This is a genomic window from Pseudonocardia kongjuensis (assembly GCF_039526905.1).
Taxonomy (GTDB): Bacteria; Actinomycetota; Actinomycetes; order Mycobacteriales; family Pseudonocardiaceae; genus Pseudonocardia; species Pseudonocardia kongjuensis.
On sequence record NZ_BAAAJK010000048.1, the window covers coordinates 1 to 24,189 of the forward strand.

Annotated in this window: 31 protein-coding genes; 21 read left to right on the forward strand and 10 right to left on the reverse strand. The window is 71.1% G+C overall.

Going from position 1 to position 24,189, the window contains the following annotated elements:
- Positions 1 to 261: 261 nt before the first annotated feature.
- Positions 262 to 1,059 (reverse strand): enoyl-CoA hydratase, encoded by a 798-nt coding sequence (locus tag ABD160_RS27565; RefSeq protein WP_344027662.1) that lies wholly within the window; start codon positions 1,057 to 1,059, stop codon positions 262 to 264.
- A 148-nt stretch (positions 1,060 to 1,207) separates the two neighbouring features.
- Between ABD160_RS27565 and htpX the strand changes: the two genes are divergently transcribed.
- The 3 genes from htpX (at position 1,208) to ABD160_RS27580 (ending at position 4,317) form a co-directional block, all read left to right on the forward strand.
- Positions 1,208 to 2,065, forward strand: coding sequence for a zinc metalloprotease HtpX (gene htpX / locus ABD160_RS27570; RefSeq protein WP_344027665.1), 858 nt, complete (start codon positions 1,208 to 1,210; stop codon positions 2,063 to 2,065).
- Between the two features lie 99 nt (positions 2,066 to 2,164).
- Positions 2,165 to 2,812, forward strand: a complete 648-nt coding sequence (locus ABD160_RS27575) for a hypothetical protein (protein WP_344027668.1) — start codon at positions 2,165 to 2,167, stop codon at positions 2,810 to 2,812.
- Positions 2,813 to 2,832: 20 nt separating this feature from the next.
- On the forward strand, positions 2,833 to 4,317 hold the full coding sequence (locus ABD160_RS27580; protein ID WP_344027671.1) for an amidase: 1,485 nt from the start codon (positions 2,833 to 2,835) through the stop codon (positions 4,315 to 4,317).
- On the opposite strand, the gene ABD160_RS27585 is transcribed toward ABD160_RS27580, so the two are convergent.
- The gene (locus tag ABD160_RS27585; RefSeq protein ID WP_344027674.1) at positions 4,318 to 4,902 is read right to left on the reverse strand and encodes a TetR/AcrR family transcriptional regulator; all 585 of its coding nucleotides are present in this window, start codon (positions 4,900 to 4,902) and stop codon (positions 4,318 to 4,320) included.
- Positions 4,903 to 5,001: 99 nt separating this feature from the next.
- Here ABD160_RS27585 and ABD160_RS27590 point away from each other — a divergent pair, with 99 nt between their 5' ends.
- Positions 5,002 to 5,745: a CPBP family glutamic-type intramembrane protease gene (locus tag ABD160_RS27590; RefSeq protein ID WP_344027677.1), complete on the forward strand. Its 744-nt coding sequence runs from the start codon at positions 5,002 to 5,004 to the stop codon at positions 5,743 to 5,745.
- A 42-nt stretch (positions 5,746 to 5,787) separates the two neighbouring features.
- On the opposite strand, the gene ABD160_RS27595 is transcribed toward ABD160_RS27590, so the two are convergent.
- Positions 5,788 to 6,264, reverse strand: coding sequence for an OsmC family protein (locus ABD160_RS27595; RefSeq protein ID WP_344027680.1), 477 nt, complete (start codon positions 6,262 to 6,264; stop codon positions 5,788 to 5,790).
- Positions 6,265 to 6,381: 117 nt separating this feature from the next.
- The gene (locus ABD160_RS27600) at positions 6,382 to 6,501 is read right to left on the reverse strand and encodes a putative leader peptide (protein WP_344027682.1); all 120 of its coding nucleotides are present in this window, start codon (positions 6,499 to 6,501) and stop codon (positions 6,382 to 6,384) included.
- 274 nt (positions 6,502 to 6,775) lie between these two features.
- On the opposite strand from ABD160_RS27600, the gene ABD160_RS27605 reads away from it, so the two are divergent.
- Positions 6,776 to 7,702, forward strand: a complete 927-nt coding sequence (locus ABD160_RS27605) for a helix-turn-helix domain-containing protein (RefSeq protein WP_344027685.1) — start codon at positions 6,776 to 6,778, stop codon at positions 7,700 to 7,702.
- A 509-nt stretch (positions 7,703 to 8,211) separates the two neighbouring features.
- Positions 8,212 to 9,039 carry a TSUP family transporter gene (locus tag ABD160_RS27610; protein ID WP_344027687.1) on the forward strand — a complete coding sequence of 276 codons (828 nt, stop codon included), beginning with the start codon at positions 8,212 to 8,214 and terminating at the stop codon, positions 9,037 to 9,039.
- On the opposite strand, the gene ABD160_RS27615 is transcribed toward ABD160_RS27610, so the two are convergent.
- The 4 genes from ABD160_RS27615 to ABD160_RS27630 all read right to left on the reverse strand — a co-directional run bounded on the left by ABD160_RS27615 (position 8,981) and on the right by ABD160_RS27630 (position 12,508).
- Complete coding sequence (locus ABD160_RS27615) at positions 8,981 to 9,667, reverse strand: hypothetical protein (protein WP_344027689.1); 687 nt, start codon at positions 9,665 to 9,667, stop codon at positions 8,981 to 8,983. The genes ABD160_RS27610 and ABD160_RS27615 overlap by 59 nt on opposite strands.
- Positions 9,668 to 10,131: 464 nt before the next feature.
- Positions 10,132 to 10,953 carry a phosphotransferase gene (locus ABD160_RS27620; protein ID WP_344027692.1) on the reverse strand — a complete coding sequence of 274 codons (822 nt, stop codon included), beginning with the start codon at positions 10,951 to 10,953 and terminating at the stop codon, positions 10,132 to 10,134.
- Positions 10,950 to 11,642, reverse strand: coding sequence for an HAD family hydrolase (locus ABD160_RS27625; RefSeq protein WP_344027695.1), 693 nt, complete (start codon positions 11,640 to 11,642; stop codon positions 10,950 to 10,952). The genes ABD160_RS27620 and ABD160_RS27625 overlap by 4 nt, the downstream gene beginning before the upstream one ends.
- Positions 11,639 to 12,508 (reverse strand): winged helix-turn-helix domain-containing protein, encoded by an 870-nt coding sequence (locus tag ABD160_RS27630; RefSeq protein ID WP_149666807.1) that lies wholly within the window; start codon positions 12,506 to 12,508, stop codon positions 11,639 to 11,641. Before ABD160_RS27630 ends, ABD160_RS27625 begins: the two co-directional genes overlap by 4 nt.
- 128 nt (positions 12,509 to 12,636) lie before the next feature.
- Between ABD160_RS27630 and ABD160_RS27635 the strand changes: the two genes are divergently transcribed.
- The 10 genes from ABD160_RS27635 to ABD160_RS27680 all read left to right on the forward strand — a co-directional run bounded on the left by ABD160_RS27635 (position 12,637) and on the right by ABD160_RS27680 (position 19,365).
- Positions 12,637 to 13,038 (forward strand): hypothetical protein, encoded by a 402-nt coding sequence (locus ABD160_RS27635; RefSeq protein WP_344027700.1) that lies wholly within the window; start codon positions 12,637 to 12,639, stop codon positions 13,036 to 13,038.
- A 327-nt stretch (positions 13,039 to 13,365) separates the two neighbouring features.
- The gene (locus ABD160_RS27640) at positions 13,366 to 13,554 is read left to right on the forward strand and encodes a hypothetical protein (RefSeq protein ID WP_344027703.1); all 189 of its coding nucleotides are present in this window, start codon (positions 13,366 to 13,368) and stop codon (positions 13,552 to 13,554) included.
- A 3-nt stretch (positions 13,555 to 13,557) separates the two neighbouring features.
- Positions 13,558 to 13,896 (forward strand): hypothetical protein, encoded by a 339-nt coding sequence (locus ABD160_RS27645; RefSeq protein ID WP_344027706.1) that lies wholly within the window; start codon positions 13,558 to 13,560, stop codon positions 13,894 to 13,896.
- Entirely contained in the window at positions 13,896 to 14,084 is a 189-nt protein-coding gene (locus tag ABD160_RS27650) for a hypothetical protein (RefSeq protein WP_161152823.1), read from the forward strand. Before ABD160_RS27645 ends, ABD160_RS27650 begins: the two co-directional genes overlap by 1 nt.
- A gap of 262 nt (positions 14,085 to 14,346) precedes the next feature.
- A complete protein-coding gene (locus ABD160_RS27655) occupies positions 14,347 to 15,615 on the forward strand; it encodes an FtsK/SpoIIIE domain-containing protein (protein WP_344027709.1) in 1,269 nt (422 codons plus the stop codon).
- Complete coding sequence (locus tag ABD160_RS27660) at positions 15,615 to 15,830, forward strand: hypothetical protein (RefSeq protein WP_344027712.1); 216 nt, start codon at positions 15,615 to 15,617, stop codon at positions 15,828 to 15,830. Before ABD160_RS27655 ends, ABD160_RS27660 begins: the two co-directional genes overlap by 1 nt.
- Positions 15,827 to 16,492 carry a hypothetical protein gene (locus ABD160_RS27665; RefSeq protein ID WP_344027715.1) on the forward strand — a complete coding sequence of 222 codons (666 nt, stop codon included), beginning with the start codon at positions 15,827 to 15,829 and terminating at the stop codon, positions 16,490 to 16,492. Before ABD160_RS27660 ends, ABD160_RS27665 begins: the two co-directional genes overlap by 4 nt.
- A 103-nt stretch (positions 16,493 to 16,595) precedes the next feature.
- On the forward strand, positions 16,596 to 17,972 hold the full coding sequence (locus ABD160_RS27670) for a replication initiator (RefSeq protein ID WP_344027718.1): 1,377 nt from the start codon (positions 16,596 to 16,598) through the stop codon (positions 17,970 to 17,972).
- On the forward strand, positions 17,959 to 18,159 hold the full coding sequence (locus tag ABD160_RS27675; RefSeq protein WP_344027721.1) for a helix-turn-helix domain-containing protein: 201 nt from the start codon (positions 17,959 to 17,961) through the stop codon (positions 18,157 to 18,159). The genes ABD160_RS27670 and ABD160_RS27675 overlap by 14 nt, the downstream gene beginning before the upstream one ends.
- A 99-nt stretch (positions 18,160 to 18,258) precedes the next feature.
- Positions 18,259 to 19,365, forward strand: coding sequence for a tyrosine-type recombinase/integrase (locus ABD160_RS27680; protein ID WP_344027724.1), 1,107 nt, complete (start codon positions 18,259 to 18,261; stop codon positions 19,363 to 19,365).
- 143 nt (positions 19,366 to 19,508) lie between these two features.
- Here ABD160_RS27680 and ABD160_RS27685 read toward each other — a convergent pair whose 3' ends face one another.
- Positions 19,509 to 20,663 (reverse strand): tyrosine-type recombinase/integrase, encoded by a 1,155-nt coding sequence (locus ABD160_RS27685; RefSeq protein ID WP_344027727.1) that lies wholly within the window; start codon positions 20,661 to 20,663, stop codon positions 19,509 to 19,511.
- Between the two features lie 2 nt (positions 20,664 to 20,665).
- Positions 20,666 to 21,331, reverse strand: a complete 666-nt coding sequence (locus tag ABD160_RS27690) for a helix-turn-helix domain-containing protein (protein ID WP_344027731.1) — start codon at positions 21,329 to 21,331, stop codon at positions 20,666 to 20,668.
- A 114-nt stretch (positions 21,332 to 21,445) separates the two neighbouring features.
- Between ABD160_RS27690 and ABD160_RS27695 the strand changes: the two genes are divergently transcribed.
- From ABD160_RS27695 to ABD160_RS27715, 5 genes are all read left to right on the forward strand, one after another.
- Complete coding sequence (locus tag ABD160_RS27695; protein WP_344027736.1) at positions 21,446 to 21,700, forward strand: helix-turn-helix domain-containing protein; 255 nt, start codon at positions 21,446 to 21,448, stop codon at positions 21,698 to 21,700.
- A 64-nt stretch (positions 21,701 to 21,764) separates the two neighbouring features.
- On the forward strand, positions 21,765 to 22,283 hold the full coding sequence (locus ABD160_RS27700; protein ID WP_344027739.1) for a hypothetical protein: 519 nt from the start codon (positions 21,765 to 21,767) through the stop codon (positions 22,281 to 22,283).
- Between the two features lie 325 nt (positions 22,284 to 22,608).
- Positions 22,609 to 22,938, forward strand: coding sequence for a hypothetical protein (locus ABD160_RS27705; protein WP_344027742.1), 330 nt, complete (start codon positions 22,609 to 22,611; stop codon positions 22,936 to 22,938).
- Positions 22,935 to 23,243 (forward strand): hypothetical protein, encoded by a 309-nt coding sequence (locus ABD160_RS27710; protein ID WP_344027745.1) that lies wholly within the window; start codon positions 22,935 to 22,937, stop codon positions 23,241 to 23,243. The genes ABD160_RS27705 and ABD160_RS27710 overlap by 4 nt, the downstream gene beginning before the upstream one ends.
- Positions 23,244 to 23,342: 99 nt before the next feature.
- Positions 23,343 to 23,669: a hypothetical protein gene (locus tag ABD160_RS27715; protein WP_344027747.1), complete on the forward strand. Its 327-nt coding sequence runs from the start codon at positions 23,343 to 23,345 to the stop codon at positions 23,667 to 23,669.
- Positions 23,670 to 24,189 lie beyond the last annotated feature (520 nt).

Below are 24,189 nucleotides of genomic sequence, written 5' to 3' on the forward strand. Positions count from 1 at the left end.
GGTCACCGGTCAGCTGCATACCGTCACCGGAGTCACCCGCGAACCGGATCACCACCCGGTCACGCTGCACGACCCGCGGGTCCGCTGCGCCTCCGGACTCAGGTGCCTCGACAGGAGTGTCGCTGGTGGTCATGGGCAGATCGGCCCCCGGTTCCGTCGAAAAGTTCGGTGCTAAGTCGAGGTTAACTCGCGAATCGGACCAGCGTCGCGCAGCCCCGGGCGACGTCACAGGCCGGGTCCACTCCGTGGGAGTGACGTCACTCACCGACTGCTGATCTTCTTCTGCAGGGCGGCGACCCGTTCGGCGAACGCCGCGGAGTGCACGGACTCGGCCTGGGCGCGGACCTCGATGTCGGTGGCGTCGGCGTGCGCGTCGAGCCGGGAGGTGACCCGCATGGTCGCCTTCGTCGTCTCGATCAGGTCCCGCGGGGCGGCCGCGGCCCGGCCGGCCAGCTCGCGGGCCGCGGCCAGCAGCTCGTCGTCGCTGTCGTAGGCGCGCCAGGCCAGGCCGACCCGCTCGGCCTCGCGGGCGTCCAGGACGTCGCCGAACAGGGTCATCGCGGCGGTGCCCTGGGCGCCGAGCGCGCGCTGCGCCATCCAGGTGAACCCGCCGCCGGGGTGCAGTCCGAGCTGCATGAACCGCACGTCGAACCGGGCGGTCGGGCCGGCCAGCCGCACGTCGCAGGCCAGCGCCAGGTTGATGCCGGCCCCGACGGCCGCGCCGTTCACCGCGGCCAGGGTCGGCAGCGGGCAGTTCGCGAGCGCGAGGAAGCCCGAGTAGACGCGCTTGAGCGTCGCCGGATCGGCCTGCTCCAGCTCGGCCAGGTCGCCGCCGGCGCAGAACGCGGGGGGCTCGCCGGTGACGACGATCGCGCCGACCCCGGGTGCCGCCACCGCCTCGTCGACGGCCGCGACGAGCCGGCCGGACAGCTCCAGGTTGAGCGCGTTGCGCCGCGCCGGGTTCGAGACGGTGAGCACCGCGACGCCGTCGGTGACGTCGGTGCGGACCTCGATGCCGGTGCCCGTGCCGGCTCCTGTGCGGACCTCGCTGTCGCTCATGTCAAGGATCATGCACCCGTCGCCGGGCCGTGTGCACCCATCCCGGATGGTGCTGGATCACATGCCGGGCACGCCGGGAACGTCGTGACCGGTTCGTCCGTTCGACGAGGTGAACCCCCTGCAGGACCGCACGGAAGGTGAGGGCGGCGTGCACAGCCACATGAACGGCCTGAAGACGGCCGTGCTCCTCGGCGCGATGAGTGCCCTGATCATCGCGATCGGGGGCCTGATCGGAAGTCGCAGCGGCCTGGTGATCGCGCTGGTGGTCGCGCTGGCGATGAACGGCTGGGCCTACTTCAACTCGGCGAAGCTCGCGCTGCGCTCGATGCACGCGCAGCCGATCACCGAGGCCGAGTACCCGCAGCTGTTCCGGATGGTGCGCGAGCTCAGCCAGAAGGCGCGCCAGCCGATGCCGGCGCTCTACATCAGCCCGACCGAGGCGCCGAACGCGTTCGCGACCGGACGCAACCCGCGCAACGCCGCGGTGTGCGTGACGACCGGCCTGATGCAGCTGCTCGACGAGCGCGAGCTGCGGGCCGTGATCGGGCACGAGCTCAGCCACGTCTACAACCGGGACATCCTGATCTCCTCGGTGGCCGGTGCCATGGCGTCGGCCGTGTCGTTCATCGCGAACATGGCCATGTTCGCGTCGATCTTCGGCGGCGGCGACGAGGACCGGCCCAACCCGATCGCGATCATCCTGGTCGCGATGCTCGGCCCGGTCGCCGCGGGCATCGTGCAGATGGCGGTCAGCCGCTCCCGGGAGTACCAGGCCGACGCGTCCGGGGCCGAGCTGACCGGGGACCCGCTGGGGCTCGCCTCGGCGCTGTACAAGCTCAAGTACGGGACGGCCGCCGCGCCGCTCCCGCCGGACCCGCGGCTCACCTCGCAGTCGCACCTGATGATCGCGAACCCGTTCCGCCCCGGCGAGCGGATGGCCCGCTGGTTCTCCACGCACCCGCCGATGGAGGAGCGGATCGCGCGGTTGCAGCGGATGGCCCGCTGACGGCGTCCGGACGTACGCACCGCAGATCGCGGACGCGTAACGGTGCCGGGGGCCCCGGGCGATGTAGGGGTGGCAGAGCTCCCCTGCGGAAGAGGACCGATGAGCGAGACCCCGAGCCGCAAGCCCCGGCACGCGCTGTCCGACACGGGACCGTCCGTGCCGGTGCAGCACGGCCCGTGGGACGGCCCCGGAGCCGGCACCGGAGCCGACGCCACACCGCGGGCGTCCGTCCCCGAACAGGCCGTCGCGCCGGACGTCGCGCCGGCGGACGGACCGGTGGACGGGCCGTACACCGCCGCCGCGCCGGACGGCGCACCGCTGGACGGGCCGCACCCCGCCGCCGTCCCGCAGCCGTCGCCGGCCGGGGACGAGCTGTTCGCGGACCGGGAGGCGCCGCACGCCCCGGACGGCGGGCCCGGTGCGCCGGCCCCGGAGCGCGCGGACCTGCCGGCCGATCCCGGCGACGCGCCCACCCAGGCGCTGCCGGTGATCCCCCGCCCGCGGACCGACGGCGACCCGTCGGTCGCGCGGCTCCCCGAGCCGTTCCGGCCGGGCCCGGTGCAGGGCACCGCGGGCCGCCCGACCGGTGTGCCCGGCCTGCCGGAGCTGCCGTCGAAGGTGCGCCCGGTGCTGCCCGCCGCGCTGGGCGCGGCGACCGCGCTGCTGCTCACGCTCGGCGTCGTCGCCGGGGTGAACGGCGCACCGGACCCGGCGCCCGCGCCGCCCGCCCCGGTGTCGGAGCCGTGAGCGTCTGATTCGATCGCCCCATGGGCATCGGGTGGGACGACTACCGCAGGCACGACGCCGTCGGGCTGGCCGCGCTGGTCGCGGCCGGTGAGGTGAGCGCGGCCGAGCTGCTGGACGCGGCGACCGACCGCGCGGACGCCGTCGAGCCGACGATCAACGCGATCCGGCACCGGATGACCGACGCCGCCCGGGCCCGGGCCCGCGGCCCGCTGTCCGGGCCGTTCGCCGGGGTCCCGTTCCTGGTCAAGGACCTCTCCCAGCACATCGCCGGGGTCCCGACCGGCAGCGGCTCGCGGGCGCTCGCCGGATACCCGCGACCGGAGACGTCGACCGTCGTCCGGCGCTGGACCGACGCCGGGCTGGTGATCTTCGGCCGGACCGCGACGCCCGAGTTCGGCGCCCGCGCGGTGACCGAGCCGGTCGCCGGCGGCCCGACCCGCAACCCGTGGGACCCGGGCCGCACCCCGGGCGGCAGCTCCGGCGGGGCGGCCGCCGCGGTCGCCGCCGGGATCGTGCCGGTCGCCGGGGCGAGCGACGGCGGCGGCTCGATCCGGATCCCGGCCGCCGCCTGCGGGCTGTTCGGGCTCAAGCCCGGCCGCGGCGTCGTCCCGTCCGGCCCGGAGATCGACGAGGGCTTCCACGGCGCCGCCGTGCAGGGCGTCGTGTCCCGGACCGTGCGCGACTCGGCGGCGATGCTCGACGTGCTGGCCGGACCCGCACCGGACGGGCCGTACCGGGTGCAGCCGCCGGAGCGCCCCTACGCCGACGCGGTGCGCGACGATCCGGCCCCGCTGCGGATCGGGCTGAGCACCGCGTCCCCGCTGGGCGGCCCGGTGGACCCGGAGGCGGTGGCCGCCGTGACCGGCGCGGCGGAGCTGCTCGGCTCGCTCGGGCACGTCGTCGAGGAGTCCGCCCCGGCCGTCGACGGCCGCAGGCTGGCGACCGACTTCCTCACCACCTGGTTCGGGATGATCGCCTCCCAGGTGGACGGGGCGCGGTCGCTCACCGGCTGCGGCGACGACGCGTTCGAGACCGAGACCCGGGTGATGGCCGCGATCGGGCGGGCCACCACGGCGCCGGAGTACCTCGCCGCGCAGGCCCGCTGGCAGCAGCACACCCGCGCGCTCGCGACCTTCCACGAGCGCTACGACCTGCTGCTCACCCCGACCCTGGCGCGCCCGCCGTGGCCGATCGGCGAGCTGGACCTGGCCGGTCCGGTGAAGCTGGTCGCGCGCGGCCTGCTGACGCTGCGCGCGGGCGGCCTGCTGGGCCGGATGAACCTGGTCGAGGGCCTGGTCGACGCCAACTTCGCCCCGGTGCCCTACACCCAGCTCGCGAACCTCACCGGCCGCCCGGCCGCGACGGTGCCGCTGCACACCACTGCCGGCGGTCTGCCGCTGGGCGTGCAGTTCGTCGGCCGCCCGGGTGCCGAGCCGCAGCTGCTGGCGCTGGCCGCGCAGCTGGAGCGGGCCCGCCCCTGGGCGGACCGGATGCCCGTCCTGTAGTCAGTCCGCGACCAGCCGGAGCAGGTCCCGGATCCGGGCGCGCTGCCGCGCCGGATCGGCCGGGGCGTGGTGCAGCAGCCCGTCCACCGCGTGCACGACGGTGCGGGCGCGCTCCTGCGCGTCCGCCGCCGGGCCGCTCCCGCTGTCGGTCCCACTGTCGGTCCCGCTGTCGGTCCCGCTGCCGGCGGGCAGCCGGGCGAGGTGGAACGCGACCTCGGCCACGCAGTCCGCGCGCAGCCGGTCCACCGCGGCGACCCCGGCGGCGGTGCGGGTCGCGAAGCCGGCGAACAGCGCGTGCAGGTGCGGATGGTCGGCGTGCAGGGCCACCGCGGTGTCGGCGATCCGGAGCACCGCCGCCACCGGCTCCGGCGGGTCGGCGCGCAGCGCGGCGAACTCGGCGTCCAGCGTGCACCGGGCGTGCGCGACGTGCCGGGCGACGAGCGCGTCGAGCAGCGCCTGCTTGTGCGGGAAGTACTGGTACAGCGAGCCGATCGAGACGCCGGCGCGCTCGGCGATCCGGTTCGTCGTCGCCGCGATGCCCTCGCGCCGGAAAACCTGAGCAGCCGCCGTCAGGATGATCTCCACGGTCTCCCGGGACCGGGTCTGACGTGGTGTTCTGCGCACGGCGCCACCCCCGTGTGGACGCGAGTTGTCGGCACCCATCCGACCACGAAGGCTGATCGTGTGACCAGCGTCCTGTTCGTCGACTACCCGCTCCGGCTGCTGCCCGGGCTGATCGTGCTCGCCGCGCTGTTCCTGGCGCTGGGCCGGTCGTCGCCGCTGCTCCGGATCGTCGTGCTGATCCTCGGGTTCGTCCTGGTGCGGGACGCGATGACGCCGCTGGGCCTCTGGTCGATCGGCACCACCGGCGGCGCGACGTGGCTGCGGTTCCCGGCCGAGCCGCTGGTGCTGGTGACGCTCGGCGCGATCGGGGTGGGCGGCGCGCTCGCGATCGCGTACGGGCCGCCGGACCTGCGCGGGCTCGTCGTGTGGGGTGGTCTCGGGCCGCGGGCGCTGCTGACCGCGCTCGGCGCGGCCGCGGTGCTGCTCGTCCCGCTGACGGCGCTGTTGTGGACGGTGCCGCTGGAGCAGCGCGGCGGCGCGGTGGCGGTGACCCTGCTGCCCGCGCTGGCGGTGCTCGCGTTCGGCGGGAACCTGCTGGAGGAGGTGCTGTTCCGCGGCCTGCTGCAGGGCTACCTGGGCGGGCCGCTCGGTTACCCGCCGGCGCGCACGATCCTGCTGTCCGGGCTGTTCTTCGCCGCCGGGCACGTCTTCCTGGCGAGCACGGTCACCGGGCTCGGATGGCCGGTGCTCGCGTTCACCCTGGCCGAGGGGCTGCTGTGCGCCTGGGTGCGGCACCGGCACGGCGTGCTCGCCGCGACGGTGACGCACGGGACGGTGATCCTGGTGCTGGCGTCGGGCTGGTGAGGTGCCGGGCGGACCCGGCCGGAGGGGTCCGCCCGGCGACGCTCAGGAACGCACCAGCGCCTTGTTCGTCCAGTCGGTGGTGACGTCGACCCCGGACCGCACGAACAGCTGGGTCAGCGGGCAGCGGCGGTTGACCTCGGCGACGAAGCGCTCGAACGCGGCGTCGTCGAGGGCGGTCTCGACCTCGACGGTCAGCTTCAGCGAGGAGAAGTTCGGGTTGCCGTCGGCGCCGAAGACGAGCACCGAGTTGTCGAGCTCCGCCTCGACCCGGCCGTGGAACTCGCCGATCTCGATCTCCTCGCCGAGCGCGACGATCCGGGCGGTGACCTGGTTGCAGGACACGACGGCGGCCAGCGCGTAGTCCAGCGGGCTGGGGGCGCTGTCCGTCCCGCCGAACGCGGGATGGCCTTCGGCGCGCACGGTGTGCTCGCTGCCGGCGATGGACACCTCCTGCAGGACGCCCCGGCCCTCGCCCTTCAGGTCGAACTCGAGGAGGGATCCTTTGTCGTGCAACGGCATGTCTGTTCCTTTGAGGTTGGGGTGTGCAGAGGACGCCGTCGCCGCGCCGGGGGTCCCCGGTCGGCGCGCGCCCGCTGTCGCGGAGCCGGCCCCGGGGAGCGTCCGCGTGGCGGGTCGCTAGACGGTGCGACGACAGCCGGGGACGACGACGGCGGGGGAGCCGGCACAGTGCGCACCCGCGGTGCGCTGCAGGTCGATGTGCAGGCGCCGGACGGCGACGAACATCGGCGATGCCACCTCCCTCCCGTCGGTCGAGCCGACGGTACGTCCGGCCGTGACGACCGTCGAGGCGGTGAATCAGCAGGTGGGACGGGGTGTCGTCCGGTCCGGACAGGTCGGCTCGTGGGCCGGCGGGTTTCCAGCAGCGACTGTGGACCGTCTCCGAGGAGCTCCCCGGGGTGCGGTTCCCGGTCGGATGAGGGGTCGCCCGGCCCGGTGGCGGGCGGCGCCGCGGCCGGGTTGCGCAAGATTCGTCAAGGCCGGGGACCGGGAGTGGTCGTAGGCTCGCGCCGTGCCGCTCTCCGCCGACCTGCTGCGGCTGCTGACCACGGTCAACGCCCGGACGAGGGAGGACGTGTCCCTCGCCGTCGTCGCCGCGCTCGCCCACCGGTCCCGGTTCGACCTGCACCGCCGGTTCCGCGCCGCCGTGGGCGAGACGCCCAGGACGTACACGTCCCGGGTGCGGCTCAGCCGGGCCGCAGCCGAGCTGCTCAGCGGCCGGCAGTCGATCGCCGCGGTGGCGCGGGCGCACGGCTTCGCGGCGCACGAGACGTTCACCCGCGCCTTCACCCGCAGGTTCGGACTCGCACCCCGGCACTACCGGGCCCGCGGGCTGTACCCCGGCGGGCACGCCGTCGCTGCGGTCCATGCAGAGGCGGTGACGCGAGCCGCGCCGTGCATCGGGCTGTACCGCGCGGCGACCTTTCCGACCGAGCCCCACGACGAGGAGCACCGTCACATGAACAGCACCGTCTCCGTGCGTGAGGAGCAGGCGGTACACGCACTCGTCGTCCGACGGCGGGTCACCCGGGACGGGATCCCCGCCGCCCTCGCCGAGATCCTGCCGCAGGTGTTCGAGCACGCCCTCGGCAACGGACTGGCGATGAGCGGGCCGCCGTTCACACGCTACGTCGAGATCGGCATGGGCACGGTCCTCATCGAGGGTGGTGTGCCGCTCGCGGCGCCGCCCACCGGTGACCTGCCGGAGGGTGTCACCGCGGTCACCCTTCCGGCGGGACCGGCTGCGGTCGCGGTGCACGTGGGCCCCTACGAGACGCTGACCGAGACCTACGGCGTACTCGAGTCGTGGCTGGCCGCGGAGGGGCGTGTGGCGAGCGGGCCGCCGTGGGAGACCTACCTCACCGACCCCGGCGAGAACCCCGATCCGGCGACGTGGCGGACCGAGGTCGTCCAGCCCGTCGGGCCGCCCGCCGGGTGACGCACGGCCCGGGGCGGTCGGTCAGCGGTAGTTGGTGAACTGTGGTTGACCAGTGCTTTCACGAACGATCGTGCACTGACCTGCTGTTCTCTGTCATCCCGTGCCAGTCCGTGACGGGGAGGATCGGCCGTGGCTTGTACCGAATCTGTACCTCTAACTGGCTGTTCCTACACGGGGCTTCGCGGTCCAGCCCTCTCGGTGATCGTCGTGCGAGTCCCCACATGTAGCGGGGGACATTGCCGGTTCGTTCCGGATCTGCTCCGCCTAAATAGCCTGACCGAGGCTTTCGTGTGGCATCCCGTCGACCTGGCAGCGCCCGACCGCGCGGCGCCCCGGGGGCGGCCCTCGACGAAACCGCCGGTCGAAGGCATGTAGCTCCGCCCCCGGGGTGTCGTGTGGTAGCCCTCCGGGAGGTCGACGGGATGCCACGCCCCGGCCATCCCGGAGACCTGCCCGCCCGGCGAGGGCATGATCTTTCGCTTTTCGCGTCCTACAGCTACTTTTCCGAGGTGTCGGACGACTCGCATGTCTCTAGCACTGGGCTCGCTGGCCGACTCCGAAGCTCGTTGCCCGCCGCCTTCGGGGCCGGTGGTGCGGTGGGGCTCCTTGGCGGGATGATCGGGCTCGGTGGTGCGGAGTTCCGGCTCCCACTTCTCATTGGCATCTTCGGGTTCGTCGCGCTCCATGCTGTGATCGTGAATAAGGCGATGAGCCTTGCTGTCGTGGTCACAGCGTTGCCTGCGCGCCTCGTGGCCGTGCCGTACGCGGCGCTTGCTCCGCTCTGGCCAGTAGCAGTCAACCTGCTCGTTGGCAGTCTGATCGGCGCCTGGGTGGGTGCATCCTGGGCTACTCGGATGCGGACCGCCACGCTGTACAAGGTCCTCGCAGCGCTTCTTGTTCTCATGGCTGCCGCACTCGTGTTCACCCATCTCGACGGGGCGCCGACTGCTCTCGCGTTATCTGGTCCCGTTCGAATCATTGCCGGACTCGTGGCTGGATTCGGAATCGGCGTCGTGGCTGCGATTATGGGTGTGGCCGGAGGTGAGCTGCTGATACCGACAATAGTTCTGCTTTATGGTGTGGACATCAAACTAGCTGGGAGTCTGTCTCTCGCGGTTTCTCTGCCGACGATGATCGTGGCCTTCGCTCGCTACAGTCGTGATCAGGCATTCGGAGTCCTTCGGTCGAATGGTCGGCTCGTCGTGGCCATGTCGGCTGGATCGGTAGTCGGCACCCTGGTTGGAGCCCTACTGCTAGGAGTTATTCCGAATATCGTGCTCATTCCCGCCCTGGCTCTGATTCTTCTGGTGTCTGCCGTGAAGGTTTGGCGGCACTAGTCCGCCCATTCTCCAAATGGGCTTCGATCGCTTCTATCTCCGACTCGCATTCTCGGACGATTCTGACGCTGAGAGCTACCCCGCTGATGTCGCTGAGCCATGCGTAGACATCGGACAGCTGTCGGTGCATCTCGCTGATGTCGATGCTCGGCGTGTGAGCGAGATTCCGCTTCCCGTCCAGGGAGGAGTCGTAACGCAACGTCTGGCCATCGGGATCGATCCGAACTAGATTCTGGATTGTCGCCTCGTCTGCCTCGGTCACGGTGAAGTCGAAACCAGGAGTCGGGCCGCTCAGGTGCAGACGAGGCAGGAGCGGCTTGAGTTCATTGCTCAGCGTGGGCAGTTGGCGGGTTGTGAGGTAGGACCACAAATAGGCCACATCATGACGGCTCATCTCCTTCTTTGCGCGACCCGCGAGCGGGCCACCAGGAAGGACGCTGTTCACCGAATCGATTGTTGATTTAAGTTGGACCTCAATTGTGAGTCGCCATGCGGCCAGGAACGGGTAAGCGAGCCGTCTCTTCTCTAGTTCGCGAAAGCGCTGCTGAGTTTCCCGGCGTTCTGGATCTGAGTCCAAGCTTGCTTCGGCAGAGTTGACCAGCATTTCTACGATGACGTCGGGGACCATCCTCCATCCCGACGCTTGCGAGTGGTGAGCCGAACCGTCGTCCAAGAGGAAATATTCTGCTTGCAGGTCTACTCTTGGGGAATGGTGTTGGCGTCGGCTGCGGGTGGCGGAGTCCCTTAGTCTCGCTTCTCCTCGCTCCAACAGCTCACGGTTGCCGTCGATAAGCTTCCGATGTCGGTCGCTCATGCCGTTCGGCCTCCCTGGGGAGTTCGTGTAGCTGGGTTCGTTGAGACGGTAGCCCACCGCGCATCCTGGATATCGCAGTACGACCTGCCGCGCGTCGGGCGGGGACCGGCCGGAGGCCGCATGCCCCGCCCGACGGAAAGCGGCGCGGCGCCGGAGGCGCCGCCTTGATACCGAATGGAAGGTCTAGACACGGCGAGTGCTGAGGCTATTGTCGTGTCCCGGCTGATGCTTGACGTTCGGGTCTCACCTGATGCTTGACGTTCGGAGTGGCGCCGCGGTCAGACGGTGGCGGCGTCGGCGACCGTGACCCATGCGTCAGCTCGGTCGGGGCTGACTCCGCTGGATAGGGCGATGCTGCGGGCCAGGGCTCTGGCGGTGCCGAGGTGGTCGTCGCTGAGCTTGAGCGCGAGCACGGCGACGTCATAGGCGCCCTCGCCGTTCATCCCGCGGGGGTCGATGAACCACAGCCTGGACTTGCCGTGCAGGACATTAGGCGGCGAGAGGTCGGCGTGGCACAGCCCGACCGCCATGTCGGTGGCGAGCTGGTCAAGGACGAGGCTGGCGGACTCGCGGGCTTCGGCGGGCTCGGGGCCGCGGTGTGGTGGCTGGTCATCGGCCGGCGGATCGGTGAGCCGTGTCCGGAGCCACGGGACGATGCTCGGGACTGAGGGTGCGCCGCCCTCATTGGCAAGGACGCGGAGCATCGCCGCTGCGCCCGCGAGATCCCGTGGCTGCGGTTCCTGCTCGGCGAACGATGCGCCGGGCTCGACCGCGTCCATTGCCGTCCACGTGCTCGTGGGCGTGTTCCGCAGGAGATGGACCACAGGTGCCAGGCCAACACGCGCGAGCTGGTCCAGTACAGCGGCCTGGTGGACGGCGTCAGGGTCGGGGCTCGACCGCAGGATCAATCGTGTGCCGGTACGGGTCGTGGCTTCGACGACGTGGGCCGACCTGGCGGAGAACGTCCGGCCGGTCGGTGTGACCGAGAGTGCGGCGCAGACTTCGGCCAGCTCGACGGGTAGCGCCTGAATCCAGGCGGGTGCGCGGTCGGGCCATCGCGCGTGTGCGGCTCGGGCGATGTCGGGGTGCAGCGGTGTCACGGGCGTAGTGCGGTGGCGAGGGTGTGCATGTCGTCGACGACGACCAGGGCGTCCGCGTCGGCCAGACCCTCGGCGCGCTCGGGCTGCTTGGCGTAGCCGATGCACGGCACTCCCGCCGCGGTCCCGGCGAGGGCGTCGGTGATCGAGTCTCCGATGAACACCGCGTCACTCGGTGCCGCTCGGGCGATGTCCAGCGCGGCGTGCAGCAGATGGGGGTCCGGCTTCATCTGCTCGGGGTGCCCGAAGGGGCGGCCGACGATCTGGGCGACTTGCTCGGTGAGGTCGTGGCGGGCCAGGTAGGTGCGGATGGCTCGCTCGGAGTTGTTGCTGACGATCAGCACGGTGTGGCCGGTCGCGATGGCGGTGCGGATGAGCTCGTGGGCTCCAGGGGTCGGTTCGGCGACGGTCGCGGCGCGGGTCTCGTGCTCGATGACGTGGGCCTCGACGTCACGACCGGACTCGGGCGAGTGCCGGTACGCGGCTCGGAGCAGGACCAGCGGGTCATCGGTGCGGGTCTCGCTGAGGTCGATGCCGTGCACGGTGGCGAACTGCCGGACGGCGGCGGCGACCTCGGGCGCGGGGTGGCCGGCGAACAGGTGCGCGACGGGCCCGTCGAAGTCCAGGAGCAGGACCCGGGCGCCGCGGAGCAGGTCGGCGAGCTGGGTGCGGGTGCCGGTCGGGAGGGTCACTGCGGGTACTCCCGGGTGATGGTGGTCCACACGGAGTCGAACCAGGTGCGTGCCTGGGTGACGTACTGGGGGCCGTTGCTGGTGTCGGCGTCGTCGCCGGTGGAGAAGTGGAACAGGGTGGCGTCCTTGCCCATCGGGTCGAAGATCGGCACGGGGGCTTTGTCGATGGTGACGGTGTGTTCCAGGACGGGGTAGAAGCCGAAGAACGCTTCCTCGTCGTTAATCAGGTAGAGCTTGAACAGCGGCGACGCGCTGTGTGCTCGCACCTCGGCGGTCGCGGACTTCACCAGACCCAGGTCGGCGAGTTCCTGCACTCCGTCGGTGATGCTGTCCACCGCGCGGCGGGTGATGCGATCAGCGCGCCTGCGAACAGCCGGGTCATCGGCCGCGGTGTCGGCTCGGCACGGGAGTGCGAGGGGGACGCCGGGGTCGGACAGCATGATCCGCACGGCGATGGACTCCGGGCTCAAGCGTCCGGCGCGGACCTTGTCCAGGACCTCGGACAGGGTGTTGGCCAGGGTCTCGCCGGAGAACCCGGCGAAGTCGATGCGCACGTGTGGCCGCTCGAAGGCGGCTTCGATGTGCGGGCGCAGCCCCACCGGTAGCTCGGTCTGGGCGCGGACGAACACCCCGCTTCCCTGGCGGCTGATGAGCAGTCGCTCGGCGTAGAGGGGGCGCAGTGCGGCCTTGACCGTCTCGCGGGCGACGCCGTAGCGCTCAGCCAGGTCCGGTTGCGAGGGCAGCTTCTCCCCGGCCTTGAGCTTGCCGAGCTTGATCGCGGCGCGGATCTGGTTGGAGATCTGCTGCGACGGGGTGCGCGGATCCTCCGGGTCCAGGTGCGCGAGGAACTCGGCTGGCGTGCTCATGGCTCCACGGTATCGGTCGGCTGGCTAGCCCGGCTAGCCATCTTCTCCGTTCGTGCTTGACATGGCTAGCCAAGCCGGTCATTCTGAGATGGCTAGCCAAGCTGGTCAGGTGAACGAAGGAGAGAGCGATGAGGGATCTTCCGGTGGTGCTCGACGGCTACAAGCTCACAGTGGTGGAGCCGCCCGCACCCAAGACCCGCCAGGACGCCAACGGCGCCGAGGTGCCGGTGACCGACCGGGACGGGGTGACGCAGTTCGTGGTGTCGCTGTTCGCGAAGCTCCAGGTCCAGGCGGGGCAGCGCGCACCGAAGGGCGAGGAGATCAAGGTGACCCTGACCGCCGACCCCGGGGACGGGTTCGGGGAGGACGCCCGGGTCCAGTTGATCGACCCGAAGATCAACCCGTACTCGATCGAGTCTGCGGACGGTCGGACGGTGTCGGGGATCGCGTTCAAGGCGATGGGCCTCAAGCACGCCCACTCGACCCCTGCGCCGATGCGCCGGGGCAAGGACGACGAGAACCACTCCTGACCGACCTCTGAGTGGTCGGTGTCGCCCGCGGTGATGTGCGGGCCGGCCGCCTGATGTAGCGGCCCACTTTCTGTCGCCGGAATGGTGTTCCGGCAATTCCCAGTAATTCCGAGACGGGGACACCTATGTCCCCTGCCAGGGGTGATCTGCGGTGGTGTGTGGCGAATGCAGCGGTAGCCGGTCCTGCGATGTGTGCGACGGCTACGGCGACTCGATCAACAGCATCGAGTGCGGGGCGTGTGGTGGTTCCGGGGTCTGCCCGGGCTGCTTCGGAGACGGCGAGACCAGCAGCCCCACGGCGGCGCTGGCGGAGATGGAGATGACGGCATGAACACGAACACCAGTACCCGTCCCAGGGCGGCGACCGGAGTCGGCCGCCTCGTCCGACGGCTGGAGATCGAACGGCGCCGCTGGGCCCGCACCGAGCACCCCGTCGTGGCGACCGAGCAGGCGTGGCGGGCCGGGGTCGCCGAAGGCCTGCGCCTGGCCCAGCTCGCCATCCGCAAGGGGGTCTGAGCCGTGGCGATCAACCTCGGAGCCCGGGACCGGGTCAAGACGCTCCCGAAGGTCAACCGCCGTGCGCTGCGCAAGTACGGGGAGTTCTGGCGGGCATTGCAGCTGGTCGGAGACGCCCTCGCCGAAGCCGACAAGGTCGCGGCGAAGGCCACCGACTCCAAGTCCAAGCGGTCCGGGAAGGGCGTGTCGGCCAAGAGCGGTGCGAGCGGGGAGCACTGGTCGACCGCGTCGCCGGAGGAGATCCGGGCCTCGGCCAAGACCGCGCACGCCTCCCTGCGGGTCATGGCCTCCTCGGCGAAGAAGTGGGAGGCCGAACTGGTCTCCCGCGAGTGGAGGAAGTGATGTCGAAGGCTGTCGATCGCACCGTCGAGGAACTGGATGCCGCGATGCGCGAGCTGCGCCGGTCGTTGCACGGGATTCCGTATCGGACCGGTGGGTTCAAGAACACCCACGACAACCTCGCCCGCGACGTCGCCCACCTGACCGTGCACCTGGACTCAGCACGCGGCGCTCTACGCGAACAGAAATGACCACCTGGGTGGTGGGGTCGCCCGCTGCACTGATTCTTGGCGGAAACACACAGCGGGCGCCCCTGCTACCCGACACACAATCTCGTGAGGACTGGTAGCAGTGAACAAGCGTAGTAGCACCGCAACACGTATCAACGGCCCGGCACGCACCCATGCGGGTCGCGCGTCTCGGCCCCCGGGTCGGGAGTTCCAGGCGTTGGCCTGGACCGCTCGGCATCCCGGGTTCGTCGCCGTCCCGCTCGTCGTCCTCGGCCTCGTGCTCATGCTCGGGCCGCTCGTCTCCGGTCTCGGGCTCGGCGTCCTGGTCGCCTCGGTGGCGGTCTGGGGCCGTGCCCACCCGGCCACCTTCGACCGCTTCGCCGCACCCGCCCTACGGGCCACCTGGCGGCGCTGGACGGTCTACCGCGGCCGTCGCTGGGCGCAGCTCATGTCCGACTGCGGGCTCACCCGCGAGCACCGGCACACCGGGGACCAGCTCGTGCCCCGCGTGCTGCGGGTCCGGTCGTCCTCGGCGTCGATCGACACCGTCTACGTCCGCATGGTTCGCGGTCAGGACGTGGCCTATTGGCAGGAGCGCTCCTCGGTGCTGTGGGAAGCGCTGATCGCGCACCGGGTCGCGATCACCCGCCACCGCCCGGGAGTGGTCGCGATCGTCATCGAGTGGGAGTTGCCCTTCACCCGCACCATTCCGGCCCCGGACATTCCCGAGACGACCGAGGATGTGGACCTGGGTGCGGTGGAGATCGGGGACGACGAGCGCGGCGAACCCTTCACCGCACCCGTCATCGGCGGGCACCGCCTGGTCGCCGGCGCCTCCGGAGCGGGCAAGGGCTCGGTCCTGTGGTCGACCCTGCGCGGGGTCGGGCCGTGCATCCGCGACCGCATCGTTCGCGTGTGGATGGTCGACCTCAAGGGCGGTGTCGAGACCGAGCAAGGCGCGCCCCTGTTCCACCGCTACGCCACCTCGATGTCGCAGGCTTTGGAGCTGCTGACCGAGTTCCGGGATGCGATGCGCGACCGGCAGGACGACATGCGCGACCAGAACATCCGCGCCTGCACCCCGAGTGTGGGGACGCCGGTGGAGCTGCTGGTCATCGACGAGATGGCCATGCTCACCGCCTACGGCGACCGCACGTCGGTCCGCGACGCCCTCCGTTTGCTGGCGGAGGTGATGACGCAGGGCCGGGCGTCGCTGTTCGCGGTCCACGGCTATCTGCAGGAGCCCTCCAAGGATGTCGTGGACGTGCGGGAGCTGTTCACTCAGCGGATCTGCCTGGGCGTCACCGCCGCGAGCCACGTCGACATGGTCCTCGGCGAAGGCGCCCGGGAGCGGGGGGCGCTGGCCGATGAGATCCCCGGCGACGCCCGCCACGCCGGGATCGGCTTCGTCATCGACAAGGGCTCACGCCTGCCGGTGCGCTTCCGGGCCGCGTTCGTCTCCGACGACGACATCACCGAACTGGTCCAGCGCTGCACGCCCCCGCCGGACGCCGACGTGATCGACCTCGACACCGAGCGGGGGGCCGCCTGATGGGCACCACCACCGCATGGGTCCTGCGCACCTGGCTCAGGTTCACCCTGCTCTTCGCGCTGATCGTCGGCGCCACGTGGCTCTACCTCGGCAGTGCCTCGGGCTGGTTCTGGGTCGTCACCGTCGGTGCGGTCGTCGCTGAGTGGTACGTGGTCCGGCAGCTCGCCCGAGAGTGGTCATGGGAAGCCCGCGCTACCTGGTGGTGGTCGGCATGACCACCGAGACGAGCACCGTTCAGGGTGCGTTGTTCGGGGACCCGGTCACCGTCGAGACCGCCGACCACGGCCCGGTTGCGACGCAGGATCCGCGGGAGGTCGCCCGCGTCGTCGCCCTGGCCCAGGACCCGGGACTGTTCGTCATCGAACGCAACGGACTCGTCCTGCGGACCGACCCGGCCCGACCTGGCTGCGCCGACGCCCTCGCCCGCCACGACGGGGACACCGTGGCCCAGCTCCTCGACACCGGGCACCTGCGGCTCGGCGGTATCCACCACGTTCACCACGCGGGCTCCGAAGGCCAAGCCCGCTCGGTGCTTGTGCCCAAGACGACCCGGGACATGGTGTCGCGCTGGGACCACCTCCGGCCCATCCCGGAACCGACCCGGTCACCGGAACCCAGGAAAGAACCGCAGCGCTCCACCGGCGTGATCAACGTCGACGTCGTCGAGCCCGGCAAGGCCCTGGTCTGCCTCGGCACCACCGGGCAGGGCGGAACGGTGCTGCGCGACGGCGGCCGCTACCGCGTCGAGAACGACCACGGCGCACTCGTCGGCCACGCCAGCTCCTACCGAGCCGCTGCCCGGCTCCTGGCCCGCTACCACGGCTACACCCCGGGCCCGGTCGAGATCGAGCACGAGCACCGCCTCTACCGCCGCTGACCCCGGCCGATCCGGCCCGGCTCCGCCGCAGACGAGCCCCAGCTCCCGGCGGGGCCGGCGCCACCCCACACCCACTCACCCCGTCCCTCGGAGGGATGCCGTGATGACGGCTGCCACGACCACGTCCGACCAGCACGACCACGACCTGTCCCACCTGCTGCGTTCCGACGGCTTCCAGGACTGGCGCCGGGAGGTCACCGCCATCGGCGGCTGCGCCGCCCCCATCCACCTCACCGGCTCATCCCGCATCTACGACCGCGCCACCGGCACCGTCCTCGCCGAACGGGAAGGCGACATCCTCGCCCCCTGCGGCAACCGCCGCGCGAGCGTGTGCCCGGCCTGCTCGGACCGCTACGCCTCCGACGCCTACCACCTCCTGCGCTCCGGAATGGCCGGAGGCAAGGGCGTCCCCGACACCGCCGCCACCCACCCGCGGCTGTTCGTGACCCTGACCGCACCGTCGTTCGGGCCGGTGCACACCCGCCGGGTCACCGCCCGCGGCCTCGTCGTCCCCTGCCGCTGCGGGGACAAGCACCACCGCGACGACCCCCGCGTCGGCTGCGCGCTGGCCCCCGAAACCCACGACTACGTCGGCGCGGTCCTGTGGCAGGCCCACTCCGGGGTCCTGTGGAATCGCTTCGCCATCCGCCTCCGGCGCCTGGTCGCCCACGCGCTCGGCGTCCGGGTCCGCAACTTCCGCGACCACGCCCGGCTCTCGTACGCCAAGATGGCCGAGTACCAGCGCCGCGGGCTGGTCCACTTCCACGCCGTCGTGCGCCTCGACGGCCCGGAGGGGCCCTGGACCGCGCCACCGCCCGGGATCACCACCGAGGCGCTGCACGCGGCCATCCGGGACGCCGCTCATGACGTGTCGCTGACCGTGGACCGACCCGACGGCACCCCGCAGACGCTCGCATGGGGCGCCCAGGTCGACATCCGGCCCATCGCGAGCACGACTGCGGCGGCGCTGGAGAACGACCACGGCGAGATCACCGACTCAGCTCTGGCCGCCTACGTCGCCAAGTACGCCACCAAGGGCACCGGCAAGTCCGAGGCCACCGACCGGCCGATTCGCGACATCGCCCACCTCGACCACCTCGACATCACCCCCCACCACCGACGGCTCATCGAAACCGCGTGGGAGCTCGGCGGGCGCGAGCAGTACGAAGACCTGAACCTGCGCCGGTGGGCCCACATGCTCGGGTTCCGCGGCCACTTCCTCACCAAGTCCCGCGCCTACTCGACCACCTTCGGCGCGATCCGCGGCGACCGGCGCACCTACCGGCTCGGGGAGACCCTCGCCGCCCTCGGCACCCCCACGGAGCCCGGATCGGTGCTGGTGGTCAACGACTGGACCGTCGTGCACATCGGGCACCGCAACGACGCGGAACGAGAGATCGCACTGGGCATCGCCGAACGACGACGCGAACAACGCCGGAGCGTCCCGAGTACTGGGGGAGGCGGCGATGTCCGGGACTGAGGAAGTGCAGCCGAACAGTGACCGGCTGACGTACACCGTCGACGAGGTTGCGCACCTGCTGAACCTCTCGCGTGGCCTGGCCTACCAGTACGTGCGTGAGGGTGAGATTCCCGCTCGGCGCATCGGTCGACGCTGGCTCGTCCCGAAGGCGCGATTTCATGCCTGGCTCGACGGCAAGGCGGCGTAGATCGTGGCCGTCGATGACCTCTGGTACCTGCGGAAGCGTGACCCTGCGACGGGGGAGAGGCTGCCGTCCGGTCGACATGGGCGGGGCAAGCGTTGGCGGGTGCGTTGGACGGACCCAGACACCGGCAAGCCACGAACCGAGCTGTTCGCTCGACGCGCCGAGGCCGACCGGCACGACGCCAACGTCCACGCGGACATCTCGCGGGGCCAGTACGTCGATCCACAGGCAGGACGGCTGACGGTCGCCGAGTTCGCTGAGCAGTGGCGCGCGACCCTGCTGCACCGGGGGAGCACGGCCGAGCGAACCGAGCGGACCATCCGCCGGCACATCGTCCCCGTGGTCGGCTCGCTACCGCTCGCCTCGGTTCGCAACTCGCACATCCGCGGTTGGGTCAAGGACCGCATCCCGCACCTGGCACCGAGCACCCTTGCCGTCGCGTTCCACGGCGTTCTGGTGCCCATGTTCAACGCGGCCGTGCTCGACAAGCGCATCGGTTCGTCACCGTGCGCCGGGATTCGACTGCCCGAGATCCCGGATGCCACCTACTACATCGCCAAGCCGGACGAGGTGCACCGGCTCGCGGATGCGCTGCCGTCGCGCTATCGGGCGATCGTCTATCTCGCTGCGGGCTGCGGCTGGCGCGGCGGCGAGATCTTCGGGCTCGAAGCCGAGTGCCTCGACCTGGATGCTCGGGAGGTCCGGGTTAGGCAACAGCTCACGGTCACCAGCGGACGTCAGCCGTTTCTCGCGTTGCCCAAGACGAAGACGAGCATCCGCACCAACGAGCTGCCCGCTGTCGTCGCAGACGCGCTCAGGGGGCACCTCGACCGGTTCAGGCTGAGGCCGGAGGAGATCGAGGACGAGATCAATCCTCGACGCCCGACCCGTCGTCCGGCGTCCTTGGTGTTCACCCGCGGCGACGGCCGCCCGATCCACCGGGCCGACTGGTCGCACATCTGGCGTCCGGCGGTCGAGACTGCTGGGCTCCCGACGGGGTTCGGGCTGCGCGACCTCCGGCACTACTTCGCCACGGTGTTGATCTTCGGCGGAGCGAACGTCAAGACGGTGCAGCTCGCCATGGGGCACACGACGCCCACGGTGACGCTGAACACCTACGTCGGGTACTGGCCGGACGCTGTCGACCAGACCCGGACGCTGGTGGATTCGGCGCTCAGTTGTACCGAGTCTGTACCCGGCACCCCCTGATCATGCGTTCTCGCAGCTCAGGGGCGGGCGGTCACCGGTAGTTGGTGCACCGTTCAATGAGGCCGATAACTGCAGGTCAGATCTTGATCATCGGATGTGAGTCCGCATCCAGTCCGCACGCCGCCAAGTTCGGCCCGCCGGGACTACCGGGCCTGAGGGTGCGGGGGAGCGCTGGCCGAGAGCGCCACCACCGCCGCCTCGACGGCTTGGCGCGTGCGGTCGTCGCTGTCCGGCCACAGGTGCGCGTAGGTGTTCAGCGTCGTCGTCGCCGACGAGTGACCGAGCCGGCGCTGGACCACCTTCACCGACTCGCCGTGATGGATCAGCGCCGACGCGTAGTAGTGCCGCAGCGCGTGCAGGCCGACCCGTTCCGGGATGCCCGCGGCGCGCGCGGCCGGCTGCCAGATCATCGACCAGGACGGCCGCGTCATCGGCTGCCCGTGCTCGGTCGTGAATACCAGCTGCGCCGCCTTCTGCCGCGGTTCCCGACGTCGCCGGTCCGTCCGGTCGGGGATCGCCACCCGCCGCGCCGGCCACGCCGCCAGATGCGCCGCCAGCGCGTCGAGCGTGACCTGGGCCAGCGGGATCGTCCGCTCGGCCTCCACCGTCTTCGGTGGAGCCAGGTGCACCGGGTCCGGAGACACCCAGCGCAGCTGCTGCCGAACCTCCAGCTCCCTGCCGGCGAGGAAGTCCAGGCCGTCGACCTCCAGTCCGAACACCTCCCCCTGCCGCAGCCCGGCCCCGACGACCAGATCGAGCACGGCCCGGTACCGCTCCGGTAGCCGTCCGCGCAGAACCTCCAGCTGCGCCGGCTCTGGGATGTAGACCTCGGCCCTGCCCTCGGTTGGCGGCCGGATGCCCTCGGCCGGTGACGCCACGATCACCCGGTCCCGCACCGCGGCCCGGAAGATCGCGATGACGTAGGAGAGCATGACCCGCGCGGTCGACGGGGCCAGCGGCAGCGCGGTCACCCATGCCTGGACGCTTGTCGGGCGCACCGACCGCATCGCCATCCGGCCGAACGTCGGGTACACGTGCCGCTCCAGCGACCGTCGGACCTTGTCCTGAGTCGCCGGCCCATGCGGCGCCGCCGTCCGCCACTGCTCCGCGTAGTCCCGGAACGTCACCTTCCCTGCGGCCGGGTCCACGTACTGCCCGGTGACCAGCGCCGTTGTCGCCTCATCGACCCATCGCTGTGCGTCGACCTTCCGCGCGAAGTGCCGAGCCACTTCACGCCCGGCCGGGTCCCGGTACCGAGCACGCCACATCCCGTTCGGGCGCTTCTTGATGCTCGCCATGATCAGTCCGAACCGGTTGCGTCAGGGAGCTCCACGCCCAACTCGTCTGCTCGACTGCGGACCCGCGAGGGAATGGCCGGCGGGCGCATCTTCCACGTCGAGAACTTCGTCAGGAAGAAGGCCATGGTTCGCAACAGCTCCCGCTCGTCCTCTTCTGAGTCCGGCGGAACGAGCGCTCCGGACGGTCGGAGGCTGTCCGTGAACCGCCGGCTCTGCATCGAATCGAAATGCTCGACCAGCTGATCCATATGGACGACGACCTTGAGGTACTCCCTGTAGGCGCGACCGGCCGGACTCAACGGCTCCCGGACCTCGTCCACGCCTCGGCCCATGATCCACAGCGGCACCGTCCACGGGTCGCCCCCTGCGTCGCGGTCGGTCGGGCCGACGAGAAGCCATGCCGGCGGCACGCGCAGAACATCAGCGAGCGCCAGCCACTCGTGTAAGCCGATCGATCCGCGGCCTCCCGCGCCGCGGCCGCGACCGCCACCGCTGCGCCGCTCCAGATTGATCACCGTCGATCGCGTCCACGGCAGCCCTCGGGAGGCCATCCGCTCCGCCAGCTCAGCTTGAGAGAGATCGGCCTGGCGACGTGCTTGCCGCACGCGATCGGCTACCACCGCGGTGATCGACGATCCGGGGTCCAGGCGCTCGGCGGGGTCGTCCACGGCCCGAACGATAGCGCTCGTTGCGCTCGTTGACGTTGAGCCCACGACCTTGAAAGTGAAGTCCATCGACTGGTAAGTACACTGTATGAACATAATCGGGCAAGGATTGAACATGTGGAGGCGGCCGTGAAAGGTATCGGAGGGAGCACCTCGGAACCGGCATCCGAGTTCGACCGCCGGACGTGGTTGACGACCGAGGATCTTGCGGAACGGTTCCGCACCTCGCCGGGCACGCTGCGCTACTGGCGGCACATCGACTACGGGCCGCGCGGGGTCAAGGTGGGCCGCCGGGTCCTCTACTCATCGACCGACGTCGAGCGGTGGGAAGCCGAGCAGCTCGATGCCGCACGCCGCACGGACAGCGCGTGATCGGCCGCCCGGGCGGTGAGGTCCGACGTCCGTACCGCCGCGTCGATCCCGGCCGGCGGGCGCCATGACCGATGCTCGCTATCCCGAACGGTGGCTGAACGACCGGCGCATCCTCCGCCTGTCCGACCCCGCACACCGCCTGTTCGTGCTCGCCCTCGCGTGGTCGGTCTCGAACCGCACCGACGGCGCCCTGCAGCTCGACGACCTCCGGCTCATCCCCGGTGTCGATCACACCGGCACCGCCGAGCTCGTCGAGGCCGGCCTATGGCTCACCGGACCACACGGCTGGCAGATCACCGATTTCGCCATCACCCAGACCACCGCCGCCCAGCTTGCAGGGCTGGAGCACAAGCGCGCCGTGGACCGCGACCGACAAGCCCGGCACCGCCAGCGCCGACGAGCCGACCCTCAGCACGTCACGCGTGACACCACCCGTGACGTGACCCGTGATGAGCAACGTGAGGAGTCGCGTGATGGAACGCGTGACACAGAGGACAGGCCAGAGCCAGGACAGGCAGGCCAGGAAGCTGGGACGAACGCCGCCACCCGAGATCACCTCTGGGCTGTGGGTTACGACCAGTGATCGTCGAGGTCCGTCCCCAGCCGATCCTCCTGTCGGTCGATGCTGCTCACCAACGATCGGTGCAGACCGTGGCTCGCCGACGTGACCGCGACGGGTCTGTGATCGGCGAGGACGTCGCCGACCCCACCGAGGTGCAGCACCGCTGTCGCCGCGGCTGGCTCTCCACACCGGACGAGGATCGTCCTCGTCCCTGTCCCCGGTGCCGGCCCTGGCTCGTCTGCCGCCCACCCCGGCCCCCTACGGCCGAGGAACGGGCGACCCACCTGCCCCCGGACGCCCGGGGCCCCCGACCCCGCTCCCGCCCCCGACGGCCAGGAGGAACACGATGACCGCCCCCCACCCGCCCGCCGCCGACGCCGATCGGCACACGGTCGCTGCGACGCGCTCGCCAGTCACAGACGCTGACGCGCCGGTCTTCGAGGTCCGTATCGCGAGCGACGCGATCGTGGCGAAGTACAAGCAGCGCAACACCTTCGGCGCGCAACGATGGTTCCTCGTCCTCGCCGACGACACGGGCGCCTACCTGTCCACTCTTGCCCACGGCCACGGTGAGCTGCCCGGGGCCGTGCTCGCCCAGGCGCTGCGCACCGCCGACCGTCTGTACTCCGTCGGCAGCACCGTCGCCGCCGCGAGCGAAGTGAGCGCCGACCGATGAGCACTCTCGCGCTCGTCGACTGCAGTCGCGTCGATGCAACCGCGCTCGTCGACGCGATCGTCACGCACGTGCCAGGCGACGAACCTGCAGCGCAGCCACGCGTGATCTACCGCGGCCGCGTGATGATCACCGAGGACGACGAGCGGTTCGCCGTCGAGACCGACCCCTCGTCCGGCCGCTCGTTCGTCACCCGCACCCGCTCTGCAGGACCGGGCCTGGCCGAGCTCACTGTCTGGCAGGACGGCACCGAGATCGACCGCCAGACCGCGCCCTGGGGCACGCCCGATGATCACCACGGGGGGTAAGGGGGTCGAAATCGCTGGCACGCACGCGCGGGACACCGCGCGGGTAGTGAAGCGCGTGTCGCCCCGGGTTTCCGGTGAATTTATCCCCAGGTCAGCCGCGTGCTGACCGCCCGCCATTCATCCACACAGGAGGTTTCCGTGGTCCTGCGCATCGCAGACGACACCGACCCGGACCGGGCGGAGGCCGCGCTCGTCGCCATCGCCGGACACATCCCGCTCGGAATCCCGCTGGGCCGGCCGCTGATCGCTGCCACCGACGACGACGGCCACATCATGATCACCACCTCGATCGGCTGGTGGTGGAACGAGCACGACCGCGCCAGCCGCCTGCTCCCGCTTGCCACCGGCGTCGAGCTCACCGAGTACCGCCGCGGCGTCGAGCTCACCCGCACGATCCGCCCCGACCGGGACCGCCCCGCGTCCTGACCTGGCGCCGCCCCCGACCAGTGTCCTGACAGTCTTTGAAGATCACTTTCGCGGCGCTGCGAAAGCAACTTCGCGGCGCCCCGAAAAGCCCTTCGATGCCGGTGCGGTGGTTGGGGCACCAGACGACACCCCTGGTACGTCTCGCGTTCGCCTACCCCGGTCGGCTACGGTCGGAGCTGCAGGTCGTGCACCGTGACGCCCGCCCGTCGCCCGCCGGCCGCCGAGGACCTCTGCAGGAGCGGAGGCAAGGCGACCGACCAGCCCGGGTCCGCTCACACCGCGCCCGCTCTCCGGCACGCCGTGCACGTGATCACGACACCCGTGGCGTTTTCTCGCTCCGCCCCGGGCTCACGACCACGCGCACGACGCACGGAGAGCCGAGGCGCCGGCGCTCCCGCGCTGCCCGCGTCGACCGGCCCGATCCGCTCGCCCACCTCGTCTCGTCCCTCGGTCGGTAACGGGGTCCTCCGAGGTAGGGCGAGCGGACCCGGGCCCGCCGACGACCGCAGCACCCGCCGGT

Coding starts and splice junctions, on each gene's coding strand:
- ABD160_RS27565 (WP_344027662.1), bottom strand. CDS start 1,059: ATGAGCGACAGCGAGGTCCGCACAGGAGCCGGCACGGGCACCGGCATC.
- ABD160_RS27575 (WP_344027668.1), top strand. CDS start 2,165: ATGAGCGAGACCCCGAGCCGCAAGCCCCGGCACGCGCTGTCCGACACG.
- ABD160_RS27580 (WP_344027671.1), top strand. CDS start 2,833: ATGGGCATCGGGTGGGACGACTACCGCAGGCACGACGCCGTCGGGCTG.
- ABD160_RS27595 (WP_344027680.1), bottom strand. CDS start 6,264: ATGCCGTTGCACGACAAAGGATCCCTCCTCGAGTTCGACCTGAAGGGC.
- ABD160_RS27615 (WP_344027689.1), bottom strand. CDS start 9,667: ATGGTCCCCGACGTCATCGTAGAAATGCTGGTCAACTCTGCCGAAGCA.
- ABD160_RS27630 (WP_149666807.1), bottom strand. CDS start 12,508: ATGAGCACGCCAGCCGAGTTCCTCGCGCACCTGGACCCGGAGGATCCG.
- ABD160_RS27635 (WP_344027700.1), top strand. CDS start 12,637: ATGAGGGATCTTCCGGTGGTGCTCGACGGCTACAAGCTCACAGTGGTG.
- ABD160_RS27640 (WP_344027703.1), top strand. CDS start 13,366: ATGAACACGAACACCAGTACCCGTCCCAGGGCGGCGACCGGAGTCGGC.
- ABD160_RS27650 (WP_161152823.1), top strand. CDS start 13,896: ATGTCGAAGGCTGTCGATCGCACCGTCGAGGAACTGGATGCCGCGATG.
- ABD160_RS27655 (WP_344027709.1), top strand. CDS start 14,347: ATGCTCGGGCCGCTCGTCTCCGGTCTCGGGCTCGGCGTCCTGGTCGCC.
- ABD160_RS27660 (WP_344027712.1), top strand. CDS start 15,615: ATGGGCACCACCACCGCATGGGTCCTGCGCACCTGGCTCAGGTTCACC.
- ABD160_RS27665 (WP_344027715.1), top strand. CDS start 15,827: ATGACCACCGAGACGAGCACCGTTCAGGGTGCGTTGTTCGGGGACCCG.
- ABD160_RS27670 (WP_344027718.1), top strand. CDS start 16,596: ATGACGGCTGCCACGACCACGTCCGACCAGCACGACCACGACCTGTCC.
- ABD160_RS27675 (WP_344027721.1), top strand. CDS start 17,959: ATGTCCGGGACTGAGGAAGTGCAGCCGAACAGTGACCGGCTGACGTAC.
- ABD160_RS27685 (WP_344027727.1), bottom strand. CDS start 20,663: ATGGCGAGCATCAAGAAGCGCCCGAACGGGATGTGGCGTGCTCGGTAC.
- ABD160_RS27700 (WP_344027739.1), top strand. CDS start 21,765: ATGACCGATGCTCGCTATCCCGAACGGTGGCTGAACGACCGGCGCATC.
- ABD160_RS27705 (WP_344027742.1), top strand. CDS start 22,609: ATGACCGCCCCCCACCCGCCCGCCGCCGACGCCGATCGGCACACGGTC.
- ABD160_RS27710 (WP_344027745.1), top strand. CDS start 22,935: ATGAGCACTCTCGCGCTCGTCGACTGCAGTCGCGTCGATGCAACCGCG.